Origin of the sequence: Paenibacillus sp. FSL M7-0134 (assembly GCF_038007865.1) — a bacterium.
GTDB lineage: Bacteria > Bacillota > Bacilli > Paenibacillales > Paenibacillaceae > Paenibacillus > Paenibacillus polymyxa_B.
This window is the reverse complement of sequence record NZ_JBBOXV010000001.1, coordinates 3,019,639-3,035,572: the sequence shown is the minus strand read 5'-3', so window position 1 is coordinate 3,035,572 and position 15,934 is coordinate 3,019,639. Positions and strand designations below refer to the sequence as shown.

17 protein-coding genes are annotated in these 15,934 nt (G+C 48.0%); all 17 read right to left on the bottom strand.

The features are described from left to right. Window position 1: 1 nt before the first annotated feature. Window positions 2-1,105 carry a histidinol-phosphate transaminase gene (gene hisC / locus NSQ58_RS13600; RefSeq protein ID WP_341057582.1) on the bottom strand — a complete coding sequence of 368 codons (1,104 nt, stop codon included), beginning with the start codon at window positions 1,103-1,105 and terminating at the stop codon, window positions 2-4. Window positions 1,106-1,162: 57 nt separating this feature from the next. Then, on the bottom strand, window positions 1,163-1,969 hold the full coding sequence (trpA, locus tag NSQ58_RS13595) for a tryptophan synthase subunit alpha (RefSeq protein WP_023989161.1): 807 nt from the start codon (window positions 1,967-1,969) through the stop codon (window positions 1,163-1,165). Beyond that, window positions 1,966-3,162: a tryptophan synthase subunit beta gene (trpB, locus tag NSQ58_RS13590; RefSeq protein ID WP_013310713.1), complete on the bottom strand. Its 1,197-nt coding sequence runs from the start codon at window positions 3,160-3,162 to the stop codon at window positions 1,966-1,968. Before trpB ends, trpA begins: the two co-directional genes overlap by 4 nt. Beyond that, entirely contained in the window at window positions 3,159-3,830 is a 672-nt protein-coding gene (locus tag NSQ58_RS13585; protein ID WP_341057581.1) for a phosphoribosylanthranilate isomerase, read from the bottom strand. The genes trpB and NSQ58_RS13585 overlap by 4 nt, the downstream gene beginning before the upstream one ends. Continuing rightward, a complete protein-coding gene (gene trpC, locus NSQ58_RS13580; RefSeq protein WP_341057580.1) occupies window positions 3,827-4,621 on the bottom strand; it encodes an indole-3-glycerol phosphate synthase TrpC in 795 nt (264 codons plus the stop codon). Before trpC ends, NSQ58_RS13585 begins: the two co-directional genes overlap by 4 nt. Next, window positions 4,611-5,657: an anthranilate phosphoribosyltransferase gene (gene trpD, locus NSQ58_RS13575; protein WP_075154393.1), complete on the bottom strand. Its 1,047-nt coding sequence runs from the start codon at window positions 5,655-5,657 to the stop codon at window positions 4,611-4,613. The genes trpC and trpD overlap by 11 nt, the downstream gene beginning before the upstream one ends. 34 nt (window positions 5,658-5,691) lie before the next feature. After that, window positions 5,692-7,242: an anthranilate synthase component I gene (gene trpE, locus NSQ58_RS13570; RefSeq protein ID WP_028540639.1), complete on the bottom strand. Its 1,551-nt coding sequence runs from the start codon at window positions 7,240-7,242 to the stop codon at window positions 5,692-5,694. Between the two features lie 386 nt (window positions 7,243-7,628). After that, window positions 7,629-8,003 (bottom strand): chorismate mutase, encoded by a 375-nt coding sequence (gene aroH, locus NSQ58_RS13565; RefSeq protein ID WP_013310718.1) that lies wholly within the window; start codon window positions 8,001-8,003, stop codon window positions 7,629-7,631. Between the two features lie 2 nt (window positions 8,004-8,005). After that, window positions 8,006-9,100, bottom strand: coding sequence for a 3-dehydroquinate synthase (aroB, locus tag NSQ58_RS13560; RefSeq protein ID WP_076264841.1), 1,095 nt, complete (start codon window positions 9,098-9,100; stop codon window positions 8,006-8,008). Window position 9,101: 1 nt separating this feature from the next. Then, entirely contained in the window at window positions 9,102-10,271 is a 1,170-nt protein-coding gene (aroC, locus tag NSQ58_RS13555) for a chorismate synthase (protein WP_028540638.1), read from the bottom strand. A 228-nt stretch (window positions 10,272-10,499) separates the two neighbouring features. Next, on the bottom strand, window positions 10,500-11,300 hold the full coding sequence (locus tag NSQ58_RS13550; protein WP_023989169.1) for a CheR family methyltransferase: 801 nt from the start codon (window positions 11,298-11,300) through the stop codon (window positions 10,500-10,502). 30 nt (window positions 11,301-11,330) lie between these two features. Beyond that, on the bottom strand, window positions 11,331-11,774 hold the full coding sequence (gene ndk, locus NSQ58_RS13545) for a nucleoside-diphosphate kinase (protein ID WP_023989170.1): 444 nt from the start codon (window positions 11,772-11,774) through the stop codon (window positions 11,331-11,333). Window positions 11,775-11,884: 110 nt separating this feature from the next. Then, window positions 11,885-12,859, bottom strand: a complete 975-nt coding sequence (locus tag NSQ58_RS13540) for a polyprenyl synthetase family protein (protein WP_013310723.1) — start codon at window positions 12,857-12,859, stop codon at window positions 11,885-11,887. Continuing rightward, window positions 12,856-13,722 (bottom strand): menaquinone biosynthetic enzyme MqnA/MqnD family protein, encoded by an 867-nt coding sequence (locus tag NSQ58_RS13535; protein WP_279832730.1) that lies wholly within the window; start codon window positions 13,720-13,722, stop codon window positions 12,856-12,858. Before NSQ58_RS13535 ends, NSQ58_RS13540 begins: the two co-directional genes overlap by 4 nt. Next, window positions 13,679-14,338 (bottom strand): UbiX family flavin prenyltransferase, encoded by a 660-nt coding sequence (locus NSQ58_RS13530; RefSeq protein WP_013310725.1) that lies wholly within the window; start codon window positions 14,336-14,338, stop codon window positions 13,679-13,681. The genes NSQ58_RS13535 and NSQ58_RS13530 overlap by 44 nt, the downstream gene beginning before the upstream one ends. Then, complete coding sequence (locus tag NSQ58_RS13525; protein WP_028540635.1) at window positions 14,338-15,210, bottom strand: UbiA-like polyprenyltransferase; 873 nt, start codon at window positions 15,208-15,210, stop codon at window positions 14,338-14,340. The genes NSQ58_RS13530 and NSQ58_RS13525 overlap by 1 nt, the downstream gene beginning before the upstream one ends. Continuing rightward, a complete protein-coding gene (locus NSQ58_RS13520) occupies window positions 15,203-15,931 on the bottom strand; it encodes a demethylmenaquinone methyltransferase (protein WP_023989173.1) in 729 nt (242 codons plus the stop codon). Before NSQ58_RS13520 ends, NSQ58_RS13525 begins: the two co-directional genes overlap by 8 nt. Window positions 15,932-15,934: the final 3 nt, after the last annotated feature.

Below are 15,934 nucleotides of genomic sequence, written 5' to 3'. Positions count from 1 at the left end.
ATTATAGGCGTACTTTCGCCGCTTCCGCCCCCAGGACCTGTTCCAGCGCACGAATAAACAACTCATTTTGCGGCTGTGATCCAACCGACACCCTAATATATGTCGGATATTTGTGATGACCTGCGCGAATAATCACACCTTTACGAAGCAACTCCTGGAATACTTCACCGGATGGACGACGTCCATCCAGCATAATAAAATTACCATGTGCCGGGAAAGACTCCAGTCCCAGACGCTTCAGCTCATTTTGCAAATAAGCTCTGCCCTCTGCATTACGATCCCGGCATTCTTGAACAAATTCCTGATCTTCCAAGGCAGCAATGGCCGCAGCCTGTGCTACCCGTGATGTATTAAACGGTTCACGAACCTGATTTATCAAGCGAATGATTGACTCAGCTCCCATACCATAACCAATGCGCAACGAAGCAAGCCCATAGATTTTGGAGAAGGTGCGTAGTACAACCAGGTTTTCATACGCTGGCAACAAACGAATGCCGTCGGGATACGAGCGATCCGTCACAAACTCGGCGTAGGCTTCATCCAGTACAACCATGATATGCTTTGGTACTTGGTCCAAAAACGCAATCAGCTCTGCTTCGGGTACAATCGTGCCCGTCGGGTTATTTGGATTACAGATCCAAATAATTTTCGTACGGTCATTGATGTGGGACAGCATAGCATCCAGATCATGTACACCGTCACGCAAAGGCACCTCAACTGCAACCGCTCCCTCAATTTCTACGTTACTTTTGTATACGGAAAATGTCTGATCGGCCATAATGCTTTCTTCCCCGGGAAGGAGAAAAGCACGCGTAATCAACGCAATTATTTCGTCAGATCCGCAGCCATAGATAAACTGTTCCTCTTTTAAACCCGTCCGTTTAGCTAGTGCCTGTGTCAAAGCTACGGCACTTCCGTCAGGATATACACTAATGTTAGCAAACTCCTGCTGAATGGCCTGCAACACTTTGGGAGAGCTACCATACGGATTCTCGTTCGAGGCGAGCTTGATGACTTCATCGAGTCCCAGCTCACGTTTTACGTCTTCAATCGGTTTACCGGGCTGATATACTGGCAAATGTACAATATGCGGTTTAGGTTGCATGCCCCTACCTCCTCTATCCAATCAGAACATATTTATTACTTTCTATTTTGACAGCCATTACTGCTTTAATTGTGCCACAAAATTATGAATTTGCAAAAGACCTTCTTGCCTGCGCGCAGAATCATTCAGCAATGGAATGGCTTCTTCCACCTGACGTACAATAGCACTGCCGACCACAACTCCATCGCAAATGTTTGAAAACCGGGCTACCTGCTCTTGAGTAGAGATCCCAAAGCCGACCGCTACCGGAATATCCGTATGCCGTTTGACCTGCGCGATAAAGCCCTCTATACCTTCAAAAAAGGAAGCTCTTTCCCCGGTTACACCCAGCGAGGATACACAGTATACAAATCCTCGGGCCTGACGGACAATTCGCTCGATCCGCTGTTCAGAAGTTGGAGCCACCAGAGGAATCAGATGCACACCCACCTCTGCTGCCCGTCCTCCCAGCTCCTCCGCTTCCTCAAGCGGAAGGTCCGGAATAATCAGACCGCTGATACCGTGCTCCTGCAAGCCTGCGAAGAAAGCATCCATACCCATCTGTAATACAGGGTTATAATACGTGAACAGAATAAAAGGCAGGCTTGAACCTGCCGCCCTAGCCAGAGAAGCTGTCTCCATGCACGTGCGGATGGAAATTTGCCGTTTCAGTGCACGCTCAGACGCGCGCTGAATTACAGGACCGTCAGCCAGCGGGTCGGAATAGGGTACACCCAGTTCCAATATGTCAGCTCCGGCCGACTCTAACTGCCGAATGATCTCTATTGTAGTATCCACATCCGGGTCACCTACCGTCAGAAAAGGAATTAATGCCGTTTTGCCTTCATTTTTAAGGCGACCAAACGCCTGATCAATTAAATTCATGACGGATTTCCTCCCAAATACTTGATAATGGAGTCCACATCTTTATCCCCGCGTCCAGACAAACAAATGACGATAATATCATCTGCCGTCAACGTAGGTGCCAGCTTGACGACCTGTGCAACTGCATGTGCCGACTCTAATGCAGGAAGTATTCCTTCGGTACGGCAGAGAAGCTGAAGCGCATCCAGCGCTTCCTGATCGGTAATCGGAACATACTTGGCCCGCTCAATATCTTTCAGGTATGAATGCTCCGGTCCAACACCTGGATAATCCAGTCCAGCCGAGATGGAATGCGCAGGCTGCACTTGTCCGTACTCATCCTGAAGCAGATAACTCATAGATCCTTGGAAGACCCCTTGTGTTCCCTTGGTCATTGTAGCTGCATGGAATTCCGTTTCGACACCTTTTCCAGCGGCCTCCACGCCAATCAAAGCGACGCCCTGATCCTCAATAAAAGGATAAAACATGCCGATGGCATTGCTTCCGCCACCGATCGCTGCCACGATGACATCCGGAAGTCTGCCTTCCTTCTCTAGGATCTGGCGACGTGTTTCATCACCAATCACACGTTGGAAGTCCCGCACCATCATCGGATACGGATGCGGGCCGACAGCTGAACCCAAAATATAGAACGTATCATGGACATGGCTGACCCAGTAACGCAAAGCTTCATTCCCGGCATCCTTAAGTGTACGTGTACCCGATGTCACCGGAATGACCTCTGCACCCAAAAGCTGCATCCGAAAGACGTTCAGCTGCTGGCGCACAGTATCCTCTTCGCCCATAAACACCTTGCATTCCAATCCGAGCAACGCAGCCACAGTCGCTGTCGCGACACCATGCTGTCCTGCGCCTGTCTCAGCAATGACCTTCTGTTTACCCATACGCTTCGCCAACAAACCCTGAGCTAATGCATTATTGATTTTGTGGGCACCGGTATGATTTAAATCTTCGCGCTTCAAGTAAATTTTAGCCCCGCCCAAATGCTGACTCAGACGCTCCGCATGATAAAGCGGCGTTTCCCGACCAGAATAGTCCTTTAGGAGCCCGTTCAACTCTGCTTTAAACTCGGGATCATCCGCGTACTTACGGTAGGATTCCTCCAATTCAATCAGTGCGTTCATCAACGTTTCCGGTACAAAACGTCCTCCAAATGTTCCAAAACGTCCGTTGTTATCAGGTAATTGTGTCATGCCTGCTTCACCCTTTCTACGAATGCTGTGATTTTTGCAATGTCCTTGACTCCGTTCGTCTCTACACCGCTGGATACATCCAGCCCATCGGGATGATACTCATGAACTAGCTTTTCCGCATTATCGGCAGTCAGCCCGCCGGCTACAAACAAAGGAATTCCATGTTGATGAGTCCAAGCCTGATAGGCAGGAATTCGATCCCACGCAAACGTTTTTCCGGAGCCGCCACCATACAGGGGATCGTATGTATCCAGCAGTAAAGCGTCAATTGCCCCGACATAGGCATCCAATTCGTCCGCCGAGCGTTCTAGCTGTCCTTGACTGTCCACAGACCATGCCTTGAATACCTGTATACCAAAATGCTCCCTGATCTCCCGACAGCGCTGCGGACTTTCCTGCCCATGCAGCTGTATGACATCCAAGGGTGCTTTCTCCATCACATCATTTAACAGTGCATCACCAGGGTTCACAAATACACCCACGCTGCGCGGTCTGCTGCCTGAGGTCCATTCATCCAATACGCAAAGCAGCTCTCCAGCCTGTACGCCGTCAATCCGGCGCTTGCTGTCGGCAAACACAAAACCTATATAATCGACCGGTAAGTTTATCATAGATTTTAGCACTTCAACGCTTTGAAGTCCACAAATTTTTACGCCCGTTTTGTTCATGCTTTAACCCCGTCCATCAATTCGGCTACAGCCTGTCCTACATCTTCCTTGCGCATCAGATGCTCCCCCACCAGGATACCGTGTGCACCTACCGAATGCAGATACTTAACATCTTCCGGTCCCGCAATTCCGCTCTCACTGATGAACGTAATCCCTTTAGGAATTAGTGAGATCAGCTCCTCTGTCGTCTGGAGACGAGTCTCGAATGTCCGCAGATTTCGGTTATTTACACCAATCAAGGTTGCTGTCCCCAGCTCCAGCACCGCTTTAAGCTCCTCGCTGTCATGCACCTCTACCAATGCGTCCAGCCCGAGGTCCTTGGCGATCTGTAAAAAGGACCCTAATACACGCGGTTCCAGGATAGCGGCAATCAACAGCACCGCATCCGCTCCCAGCAGACGAGCTTCATATATTTGCTGTTCATCAATGATAAAATCCTTTCGCAGCAGCGGAATCTTCACCTGATCGCGAATTTGCTGTAAATATTCAGGGCTCCCCTGAAAATACGTCACATCTGTCAGTACAGAAATGCAATCCGCTCCTGCTCCCTCATATGCACGTGCAATGTCCACAGGATGGAAATCCGGTCGAATCAACCCTTTGGATGGGGAAGCCTTCTTCACCTCAGCAATCAGTCCGAGCGGACGGTTGCGTCCGCTCGCGATCGCATTTTCGAATCCTCTCGTCGCAGGTAAATCAGCAATTAATCGTTCAGCTTCACTTATTTGAAAATGCTTCTTAAGCTGCTCCACTTCTTGTCGCTTCGTCACCACAATTTTATCAAGATACATATTGATATTCCCCCGTTGCCTGTATTAATTGATCCAGCTTGGAGAGTGCCAGTCCCGAGTCAATGGCTTCTGCCGCTCGTGCTACTCCGTCCGTCAAGGTGTCTGCTGCCCCTGATACATAAATGCACGCTCCTGCATTCGCTAGCACAACATCCCGATAAGCTCCATGCTCTCCGTTCAAAATTCGTCGTATGATATCTGCGTTAACCTGTGCGTCGCCACCCAGCACCTGATCGAGAGAATGCGTCTGCAAGCCCAGATCCGACGGATGAAGCTCGAACGTGCGAACCTTGCCGTCCTTCAGCTCGGATACTCGTGTCGCAGCTGAAATACTAATTTCATCTAGCCCATCCAGACTACTGACAACCATGGCCCGTTTGGAGCCAAGCTGGTTCAATACCTCGGCAATGACTTCCGTTTTGTTGGCGTCATAAATGCCCAACAGCTGCCGATCCGCACCAGCCGGATTCGTCAATGGACCAAGCATATTAAATACCGTCCGTACACCCAGCTCGCGACGCGGCGCGGCGGCATGCTTCATAGACGGATGATACAGCTGCGCGAATAAAAAGCAGATGCCGATTCGGTCCAGACATGACCTAGCCTGATCACTCGTCAAATGAATGTTGACTCCCAATGCCTCCAGGACATCAGCGCTCCCAGCACGGCCACTTGCAGAACGATTGCCATGCTTTGCTACCCGCACTGACACCGAAGCTGCGATGATCGCGGATATCGTGGAAATATTAAACTTGTGAATACCCGAACCTCCAGTGCCACATGTGTCCAGCAAACGACCACTACCTTCTTCAGCTTGCACTGGACTAGCGTAGCTACGCATAGCCTCGGCAAAACCAGTGATTTCATCTACCGTTTCCCCTTTGAGGCGAAGAGCCGTCAGCAGCCCGCCAATTTGCGCCTGTGTAGCACTTCCACTCATAATCTGTTCCATTACGCTACGGGCCTCCGTACGCGAAAGATGCTGTCCCTCAATGATCCGGCTTAACCCCACTTGCATCATGTCATGTCGTTCCATTGTCGTCTCCTCCTCAAAATCAGATTTTTGTGTGTTACGGAGTATACAAATAATCCTGGTTGATGACGCTGTTATAGGGCTGTGTCGTTGCCGGGAACATCACTTCTGCCGTGCGGATTGCCTTCAGCAATGCCTTTGCTTTGTTTACCGTCTCCTGATACTCGCTTTCCGGAACCGAGTCCCACACAATTCCAGCGCCTGCCTGGACATAGGCCCGGTTCTTTTTAAACACAATCGTGCGAATCGTAATGCAAGCGTCCATATTGCCCGAGAAGCCCAAATATCCAATCGCCCCTGCATAGGGTCCGCGTGCTTCCCGCTCCAACTCAGCAATAATCTCCATGGCCCGTAGCTTCGGAGCCCCCGATACAGTGCCAGCTGGCAGACAAGACAGGAAGGCATCGAAGAAATCTTTGTCCTCACGTAGCTCACCCGACACATTGGAAACAATGTGCATGACATGGGAATAGCGTTCAATTTCCATAAACGTATCGCATTTGACTGTGCCAAACTGTGATACACGGCCCAAATCATTTCTTCCCAAATCGACCAGCATCAGATGTTCTGCACGCTCTTTTTCATCGTTTAACAGTTCTTCAGCAAGTGCCGCATCTTCTGTCTCCGTTACCCCACGCGGTCTCGTTCCTGCAATAGGACGGGTTTCTACCCGGCCGTTTTCCACCTTGACGAGTGCCTCAGGCGAGGTACCTACGATGATCTCGTCATCCATTTTCAAATAATACATATATGGCGACGGGTTCATCGTGCGCAGCACGCGGTATACCTGTAAAGGAGAGGCCTCTGTATCAATGTGAAAACGCTGGGATAGTACAACCTGAAAAATATCACCGGAGCGGATATACTCCTTTGCCTGCTCTACGTTTGATATAAATTGTTCCTTCGTCATATTGGATTGGATCTCACCTAGTTCCACATCATCAGGAATGGAAGCCGATCCTAATCGCTCAGGCGGGGTCTGCTTGCGCAGATACTGCGCCGTTTCCTCCAACCTGCGTTCCACATCAGCATAAGCAGCACGAATGTCCTCATCGCGAAACCCTTCGCCTATATGAACATTGCCGACCAGCAAAATTTGCTGTTTCACATGATCAAAGACAATTACTTGATCGCAGAACATAAAACGAATATCATCCATATTCAAATCATCTACCGAATGCTCTGGCAGCTTTTCATAGTATTGAAGCAAGTCATATCCAAAAAATCCGATAGCCCCGCCTGTAAATGGAGGCATTTCTTTCAGTTTCGGACTACGGTATTTACGAAGCAATGCTTTGAGCGCTTCAATCGGCTTGTCGTTTAATATTTGCCGTTTACCGTGTTGCTCCAATATCAAACGTCCTTTTTTACCCGAGACCATTAGGAACGGGTCTGTACCGATGAATGAATGTCGCGCCCACTGTTCGCCTCCCTCTACACTCTCTAGCAGAAAGGCACGGTCCCGCTCGGCATACCGACGGAAAATCCGAATCGGCGTCTCCATATCAGCCAGCACTTTTTTGTACACAGGAATCAGGTTAAATTCACTCGCCATCGTTATCACTTGCTCCACATGCGGCGTTAACATGAGATCACTTCCTTTCCAAATTGGCGCAGAACCAAAGGAGAGAATATAAAAAAGCCTCTACCGGTAAGGTAGAGGCTGTCAGTTATCGAAATTATAAGAATGCTCCATATGTAAAATGACTACAGCAAATAGATAAGTATACACTCATCCCTTTTGTATAACCGCACAGGTTGCCTCAAATAAGCTTCTCTGTAGAAGAATATCTCTTCATAGACAAAAGCTTACCCGCTACCGCCGATCTCTGTAATCTCATATGGAATTGGCTAAGGCTGCACTCTTCTCATCTCAACTCTGTCTCTGGCTAACTCTACTCTACTTAACTCTGCTACACACACTATATCTCATGGGATGTTACTTTGGCAACCATCAACTTTAAAAACGGGCACTTATTTCCCTTGGGAAGCCAGATCCGGTCTTAACGCCTGTGCTCCGTTCAAATATACATGTTTAATTTCCCGCTGGGATTTATCGGTGTTCACCTGTACCATCAAACGGATGCACTTGGGTAAACTGCCTGCCACAGGAATTTCTAATGCACACATGAGCGGAACCATATCCCAGCCATCAAGCTGACGAATGGCCTTGGCTGGAAAGGCAGTATCCAGGTCATGGGTCACCGTAATCCATACGTTACTAATATCCTCTGGCTGAATTTCATTGTAGGATACAATTTCCTCCAGTAGTTGGCATGTTGCTTCCAAAATTTCGTTTTCTTCATTATTCACTACGGTCGTCGCGCCACGAATTCCCCGATTGTACATCGTTACGCCCCCTCTTTTAACTGTTCAATAACTCGTCGGATGTAAGAGACGGAAATATCCTTCACAACCTCCACGTGCCCGATGCTACGTGGGACGACAAAAGTAATGCTGCCTTCTTTGAACTTTTTGTCATGCATCATCGCGTCCAGCAGCCGATCTGTATCGAGATGTGACGGAAGGGAGGTCGGTAGCCGTAGCGAAGACAACATATCCTTCGTTTCATCTACCAAAGAAGGATCCGCCCCCAGCTTCACGCCCAAAAGTGCGGAGCCGACCATACCAATAGAAATGGCTTCCCCGTGTAAAAACTCACCATATCCCGCAATGGCTTCAATCGCATGACCAATCGTATGACCTAGATTTAGAATAGCGCGCAAATCATTTTCTCGTTCATCACGCGACACCACTTCGGCTTTTACGGAACACCCCTTTTCCAGTCCGTACTCCAGGGCTGCCGCATCTAGCGCAAGCAAATCAGTCGCATGGTCACGGCACCACTGGGCGAAATCAGCATCCCAGATCAAGCCATGCTTGATCATTTCAGCAAGCCCCGCAGATACCTCACGAGGAGGTAAGGTAGACAACGAATCTACGTCATATAACACAAGTTCCGGTTGATGGAAGGCTCCTATCATATTCTTCGCCAAAGGATGGTTGATGCCGACCTTACCGCCCACGCTACTATCATGGGCAAGGATCGTAGTGGGGATCTGTACAAACTTGACACCTCTCATATAAGAAGCTGCCACAAATCCAGCCAAATCACCCACCACACCACCACCAAGTGCAATAACGGCTGAATTGCGATCCAAACCGCCCTCAATGGCTGCTGTTATGACCTGCTCAAATACAGCAAGCGACTTGGAGGTTTCACCTGGCTTAACGACAAAGGACACTGTCTTGTAGCCAGATGCCTGAAGATTGCTCTCCAATGTTGCCAAGTAGAATCCCGCTACATTTTCGTCAGAAACAATCAACAACGGGCTTTTTTGCGCAATTCCTCGTTCCTTCAACAACTCTCCGGCTCGATGTAACAGCCCTCGTCCGATATGAATAGGATAAGAACGTTCGCCAAGTTGTACCGTCAGCGTACTCATCTTAGTACCGCCCCAGTTGTTCTTCGTAGGATGCAATATTCGCGCGAATCTCTTCAATCGAATCCCCACCGAATTTTTCTAGCAAAGCTTTCGCAATCTCCCAAGCTACGACATGCTCCATGACTACGCTTGCCGCTGGCACTGCACATGCATCCGAACGCTCAACCTGTGCGGTGAACGCTTCCTTTGTATCAATGTCGACGCTTTGCAACGGCTTGTAGAGTGTGGGAATCGGCTTCATTACGCCACGAACCACAACTGGCATTCCATTCGTCATACCACCCTCAAAACCACCCAAACGATTGGTACGACGGTGATATCCACGTTCCTCATCATATAGAATCTCGTCATGCACCTGTGAACCGCGCAATTCCCCTGCTTCAAAGCCGATGCCAATTTCCACGCCTTTAAATGCATTAATCGACATGACGCCTTGTGCGATACGTGCATCCAGTTTCCGATCATACTGTACATGACTGCCCAGACCAATCGGAACACCTTCTACAATACACTCCACTACCCCACCGACTGAATCACCTTCTTGCTTGATCAGATCAATGTATGCTTCCATTTTCTTTTCGGTTTCTGGATCGGTTACTCTCACCGAGGAGGCTTCTGTCACGGCAATCAGCTCATCAATCGGCAAATCACGGTAAGGAGCTTCGATTTCCCCAATACGGATGACCTGACCTGCCACCTTGATTCCGAACTCAGCCAGCAATTGACGGGCCAAACCGCCGCATGCCACACGAATTGCTGTTTCACGTGCACTGGAGCGCTCCAGCACGTTACGAAGGTCCTTCAGGTTGTATTTCATTCCGCCATTCAAATCCGCATGACCCGGACGTGGCCGGTGAACCCGACGCTTGTCTTCATCACTGCCTTCAATAGGCTCAATATTCATAATGTTCTGCCAGTGCTTCCAATCGTTATTTTCCACAACCAGCGCAATCGGTGCACCTGTGGTATAGCCGTGACGTACGCCTCCGGCAATCTTCGCCGTATCTTTTTCAATCTGCATACGCCGACCCCGTCCATACCCTTTCTGACGACGGTGCAGCTGAAAATTCAATTCCTCAAAATCCAATTTTAAATTGCTCGGCATACCCTCTACAATGGCAGTTAGCTGGGGACCATGCGTTTCCCCCGCGGTTAAATAACGTAAACTCATGACGCGTTCCCCCTTTAAACTGTTAAACTGTGCATCGCTAAAATCTTTAACTGTGCTTCATTATAGTATACGCACCTTTCTTTGACAAGAAAAGCCACGTGTATGCAGATAAACAAAAACACGCCTCTTAGCCAAAGGGGCTAAAGGACGTGCTTTGCTGATAAGCCAACCATCAATTACTCAAGGATATAAATAAGTTCCTACAAACTTTGGATGATATATGCAGGCTTATGCTTTTTTGCGATAAAAAAAGGTTTCCGTCGATTCCAGACCATATTGGTTAGGAGAAAAGATTTGCTCTGTACTACCGACAAATAACACACCGCCGGGACGAAGACTGGCTGCAAACTTTTGATACAACGTATGTTTTGCCTCTTCTGTAAAATAAATCATTACATTTCGACAGATAATGAGATCATAACCATCCTCAAACCGATCCAGCAGCAAGTTTTGCTTTTGAAATTTCACGGCTTGTTTCAAACGGTCATCAATTCGATACATCGCACCATCCGGCTTAAAATATTTGCTAGCCACCTGCTCAGGTACATCCTTGAGCGAACGCTCCAAATATTTGCCTTCCTTGGCTTTTGCCAATGCACCGTCATCAATGTCGGAAGCTGTAATGGAACAATTTCCTAAAATCCCTTTACCGTCGAGAACCATAGCCAGGCTATAAGGCTCTTCACCAGTCGAGCAGGCAGCACTCCACAGCTTAAGCTTCTGCTTCCCCACAAGCAGCTGTGGCAAGATTGTATCTCGCAGCACTTCCCACCGATTGGGATTTCGCCAAAATTCCGAAACATTGATCGTCATTCGATCCAGAAATTCATAGAATAGAGGTTTTTCCTTCATCATGGCATCATAAAAAGAAACAAAACTGGGAAACCCGTTTTTGTTGCGAAGCGTAGTTAACCGCCTTTTCATCTGTGCTTCTTTGTATTGTGCAAGATCAATACCTGTGCTGTCCTTGATTTTGCGGATAAACGCTGTGTAATCGGGGTCCGTCTGACCCAGTTCCATATCCGTCATGCTACCATCCTTCTTCATACGTAATTTAACTTACATCCAGGTCGCCACACTTTTTTCATACCGAATGGATTCTTCCGGCATGAAAAAATTTGCAATCTCGCGCTCTGCGCTCTCCGGTGAATCTGAACCATGAATGAGGTTAAACGGTGTATGTGCTGCAAAGTCTCCACGAATTGTGCCCGGAAGAGCTTCAGTTACTTGTGTTTTACCAATCAACAAGCGGGAAAGCGTAACGATGTTATCCCCTTCCCATACCATAGCAAACACAGGGCCTGATGTGATAAAACCTACAAGCTCTTCAAAAAAAGGCTTGCCCACATGCTCCGCATAATGCCGTTCTGCCTGTTCTCTAGATACTTGCACAAGCTTGCCAGCCGTCATTTTGAAGCCTTTGTCTTCCAGTCGACTGATGATACGTCCAATCAATCCACGTTGTACACCATCCGGTTTAACCATCAAAAAAGTACGATCCATCGGCTCACTCCCAATCCAATCTAATGTATTTATACAGTACTAAACTGTATTGTAACAGAAAGCTTGGAACCGGTTAAAGCATTTTGTCACAGCAAACCCAAAACACAACTTTAGTAGGAGCGGCGTGTTACAAAATGAGCAATATCGCGTAGCGTCTTTTTTGTTTTGACATCTGGTAGTAAGTCCAGCGCGTTTAGCGCTTTATTAATATATCGGTCGGCGAGAATTTCAGCTTTAGCGATTCCTTCACTTTTTTTGATCATATCCACCGCTTTGCGTGCGTCTCCTTGCCCATCTCCATCCTGAATGCGGCGGATTTCAGCCAGTAGATCGGCACGCAACTCAGGCTGTTCAAGCGCATAAATCACCGGAAGCGTAATATTCCCCTGTCTCATATCGCTGCCCGGCGGCTTGCCAATCTTTTTTTCCGTGCCACACAGATCAAGCAGATCATCCTGAATTTGAAAAGCCATACCTACGTTATAGCCATAGCTGTACAGCAGGGAATTGACACTTTCTCGTGCCCCTGCAGCCATAGCTCCCAGCTGGCAACTAACCGCAATCAACAATGCCGTTTTTCGCCGTATGCGAAGCAAATAATTCCGCACACTCTGATCCACATTAAAAAAATCACGAATTTGTTCCATTTCACCAATGGACATCTGCACCAGCGCTTTAGACAGTACCCGGTGAATGTCGGGATTCGGCAGTCCAGCAGCAATAGACAGCGCACGTGCATATATGTAGTCTCCGGTGTACATAGCCACCCGATTGTCCCATTTGGACTTCACGGTGGGTTGACCGCGTCTCATTTCCGCATCGTCAATCACATCGTCGTGAACGAGAGAGGCAGAATGAATCAGTTCCAGAGGTACCGCTATACGCTTGAGCTTGTCCAGATCATATTCTCCAAACTTGCCTCCCAGCAATACAAATACGGGACGCAAACGCTTGCCCCCTGCTTTAAGCAGATGAAGCGACGTATCATTAATCAACGGCTCCGTACTGTCGATACTGCGATACAACTCTTCTTCTATAAAGTTCATATCCTTCTTTAATAAACCGAACAAATCCAATCGTTTCATTCTTTCACCCGTGTCAGCGTATTGTCACTCCAGAGAAGCGGCTTCACTCGTCGGTCAAGCAGCCCCAGTTCATGCGCATACTGAAAATAAAGCTCTAAACCTTGTTGTTGCTTCTCTCCAAAATCATAACACAGATTAGTAAAGTAGCGCTCCCAATAATCTCGCAGACCTCCAATTTCCTCGCATGCTTCAGAAATAACAGGCGTCAGGTCCGACAGACTATGCTGCTTGCTTGCGCGGAACGCACTTGCAATTTCAGCCACCGCCGCAGGATTTTGAGCAGCAACAGCACGTCGTACTGCCCATACAGCAAAAGTCATACTATAGCCCGTCCAGCGCTTCCACTCTTCTCCGAGGTCCGTAACATACAGACCTTCGCTTCGCCAAGATGCCTTAATCGCGTGATCTCCAATCAGTAGCCCTGCATCTGCCTGTTCCAGCATCAAGTCAAGATCCGGTTCACAGTCAAAATAGGAAGGCTGACCTTCCCATGCCTTTTGCATCAAAATTTTCAACAAATTCACGGATGTAGCAGACGTATTCGTTAGTGCAATGGTTCCGTTTTTGATTTCGTCCAGCGGCTTGCGTGAAAATAGTAAAATGGATTGCACAGGACCATCTGCACTGACGGATAAATCCGGCAACAATAGCATTTCCTCAGCACCCGATGCATACGCAAATGAGGACATCGCACTGATATCCAAACTCCCATTCAGCATACCTCGATTCAATTCAGCCGGAACTTTAGAAACCATCTCCGCCGAATGGAGAAGCTCAGAAGGATTAAAATAATGAAAAATAGGCCAAGCGTTTGTATATTTAATTTTTCCGATTGTGATTGTCTTGGTGTCCGGCGTCGGCATCGGAATCCCCCCATCTCGTAAACAGTTGATGTTCTATACGCAAGCTGTCCAATACTTTGCCTACGAGGAACAGCACAATATCATCCAGCGTCTTCGGATGAAAGTAAAAAGCCGGCATAGCCGGAATCATTTTGACGCCGAGTCTCGCAAGCTTAAGCATGTTTTCCAAATGAATGGCATGTAGAGGCGTTTCACGAGGCACAAGGATCAGCGGACGACCTTCCTTCATCATCACGTCCGCTGCTCTCGCCATAAGGTTATCGGACGAGCCGTGTGCTACTGCTGACAACGTCCCCATCGAGCATGGCATAATAATCATCGCATCCACCAAATAAGAGCCGCTCGCAATCGAAGCTCCAATATCTGTGAACGGATGGTATACAAGAGAACCGGGACGGCCTCCGAATTGTTCATTCAAAGCCCCTTCCCGGTCAGTCACATTCCAGCCCAACTCCTCTTTCAATACCCGCCAGCCAGCATTGGAAACGATCAGGTGAACTGTGTATTGCAAGTCCAGCAAAGTCTCTACCAGTCGCACACCATAAATGCTTCCGCTCGCGCCTGTAATGCCAATAACGATTCGTTTGCCTTGATGTCCGCTCACCTGATTATTCATTAGTATTGACGCACCACCAAATCAATCAGTGTAAAGGCAAACACGACAGTGCTAAGTACACCGTTCATAGTAAAGAATGCCGTCTGCAAACGACTCAAATCTTTTGGAGATACGATATAGTGTTCATAAAATAAAATAATGTACGAAATAATCATGCCCGCCAGATACCACCAGCTTAAATCTGCAATAAAGAACAGTACAATAAATCCGATTGCCGTAATGACGTGGAATGCCCGAGCGATGTTCAACGCACCTGCTACACCAAAACGGGCAGGAATAGAATAAACTCCTTCGTTTTGGTCAAAATCTATATCCTGACAAGCATAAATTACATCAAATCCCGCCGTCCAAAATGCAATCGTGAGATATAGTACGATTGCAGTCAAATCTATTTGTCCCGTTACTGCAACCCACGCGCCGAGTGGCGCCAAACCAATGGTCAGACCAAGCACAATATGGCAAAGCCAAGTGAAACGCTTGGTGTAAGAATAAAAAACGAGCATAAAAAAGGCCAGCGGGAACAGCTTGAACGCCAGCGGACTTAACTTGAATGATGCCCAGAATAACAACACCAAACTGACGATAATGAAAATCACCACTTCGCTCGATTTGAGCAACCCCGCCGGGATAGCGCGTCCTGCTGTGCGCGGATTTTTCCCGTCAATCACCCGGTCAATCATACGATTGAAGCCAAAAGCCGCGCTACGTGCGCCAACCATAGCTAGCAGAATCCAGCCGATCTGCGGCCAAGAGGGAAGGTTGCCTGTCACGATAACAGACCCCAATACAGCCCCCATGAATGCAAATGGGAGCGCAAATAACGTATGTTCAATTTTAATCATTTCCAAAAAAATAGCAATTTTCTTAAACATGCTGACTCTCCTTGATTCCAATGTGCAATGCCGCAATGCCTCCGGTGAGAGAATGAGCCTGAACATCCTTCAATCCGACTTCACGGAAGATGCCAGCCAACTCATCCCTTCCTGGAAAAAGCGCCAACGAATCAGGGAGCCATTTATACTGCTCATAACGTTTGGCGAACAATTTGCCGAGCATGGGCAAGATGTGTTGAAAATATGTGTAGTAAATTCCCTTGAACGGCTGCCAAGTAGGTTTGGACAATTCCAAACATACGACCTGCCCGCCAGGTTTGACGACTCGTTGCATCTCCTGTAACACGTGGCGCAGATCAGGCACGTTGCGCAGACCGAAACCAATCGTCGCATAATCAAATGAATTATCTTCAAAAGGTAGTTCCATCGCGTTGCCCTGAACAAGCTTAATTTGCTTTTCACGGGATTCTGATGTAATCTTACGCTCGCCAACATTGAGCATGTTCTGACTAAAATCGAGTCCTACGATGTGACCACTTTCACTTGCTCGTGCCATCGCAAGCGTCCAGTCACATGTACCACAGCAAAGATCAATTGCCGTATCGCCGCGATGCATGTTCATTTTTTTCATCGTAAATTTCCGCCAAGCCTTATGTCTGCGAAAGCTCAGTATATCGTTCATCAAATCGTATTTACCTGCTATGCTTTCAAACACGCCATGAACGAATTGCTCTTTCGGCTTGGTGTCGCTTGATCCCATCAC

Bases quoted from the DNA above. Each gene is read 5' to 3' on its own strand.
- hisC (WP_341057582.1), bottom strand. From the start codon at position 1,105: ATGCAACCTAAACCGCATATTGTACATTTGCCAGTATATCAGCCCGGT.
- trpA (WP_023989161.1), bottom strand. From the start codon at position 1,969: ATGAATTTAATTGATCAGGCGTTTGGTCGCCTTAAAAATGAAGGCAAA.
- trpB (WP_013310713.1), bottom strand. From the start codon at position 3,162: ATGACACAATTACCTGATAACAACGGACGTTTTGGAACATTTGGAGGA.
- NSQ58_RS13585 (WP_341057581.1), bottom strand. From the start codon at position 3,830: ATGAACAAAACGGGCGTAAAAATTTGTGGACTTCAAAGCGTTGAAGTG.
- trpC (WP_341057580.1), bottom strand. From the start codon at position 4,621: ATGTATCTTGATAAAATTGTGGTGACGAAGCGACAAGAAGTGGAGCAG.
- trpD (WP_075154393.1), bottom strand. From the start codon at position 5,657: ATGGAACGACATGACATGATGCAAGTGGGGTTAAGCCGGATCATTGAG.
- trpE (WP_028540639.1), bottom strand. From the start codon at position 7,242: ATGTTAACGCCGCATGTGGAGCAAGTGATAACGATGGCGAGTGAATTT.
- aroH (WP_013310718.1), bottom strand. From the start codon at position 8,003: ATGTACAATCGGGGAATTCGTGGCGCGACGACCGTAGTGAATAATGAA.
- aroB (WP_076264841.1), bottom strand. From the start codon at position 9,100: ATGAGTACGCTGACGGTACAACTTGGCGAACGTTCTTATCCTATTCAT.
- aroC (WP_028540638.1), bottom strand. From the start codon at position 10,271: ATGAGTTTACGTTATTTAACCGCGGGGGAAACGCATGGTCCCCAGCTA.
- NSQ58_RS13550 (WP_023989169.1), bottom strand. From the start codon at position 11,300: ATGACGGATATGGAACTGGGTCAGACGGACCCCGATTACACAGCGTTT.
- ndk (WP_023989170.1), bottom strand. From the start codon at position 11,774: ATGGATCGTACTTTTTTGATGGTTAAACCGGATGGTGTACAACGTGGA.
- NSQ58_RS13540 (WP_013310723.1), bottom strand. From the start codon at position 12,859: ATGAAACGATTGGATTTGTTCGGTTTATTAAAGAAGGATATGAACTTT.
- NSQ58_RS13535 (WP_279832730.1), bottom strand. From the start codon at position 13,722: ATGCCGACGCCGGACACCAAGACAATCACAATCGGAAAAATTAAATAT.
- NSQ58_RS13530 (WP_013310725.1), bottom strand. From the start codon at position 14,338: ATGAATAATCAGGTGAGCGGACATCAAGGCAAACGAATCGTTATTGGC.
- NSQ58_RS13525 (WP_028540635.1), bottom strand. From the start codon at position 15,210: ATGTTTAAGAAAATTGCTATTTTTTTGGAAATGATTAAAATTGAACAT.
- NSQ58_RS13520 (WP_023989173.1), bottom strand. From the start codon at position 15,931: ATGGGATCAAGCGACACCAAGCCGAAAGAGCAATTCGTTCATGGCGTG.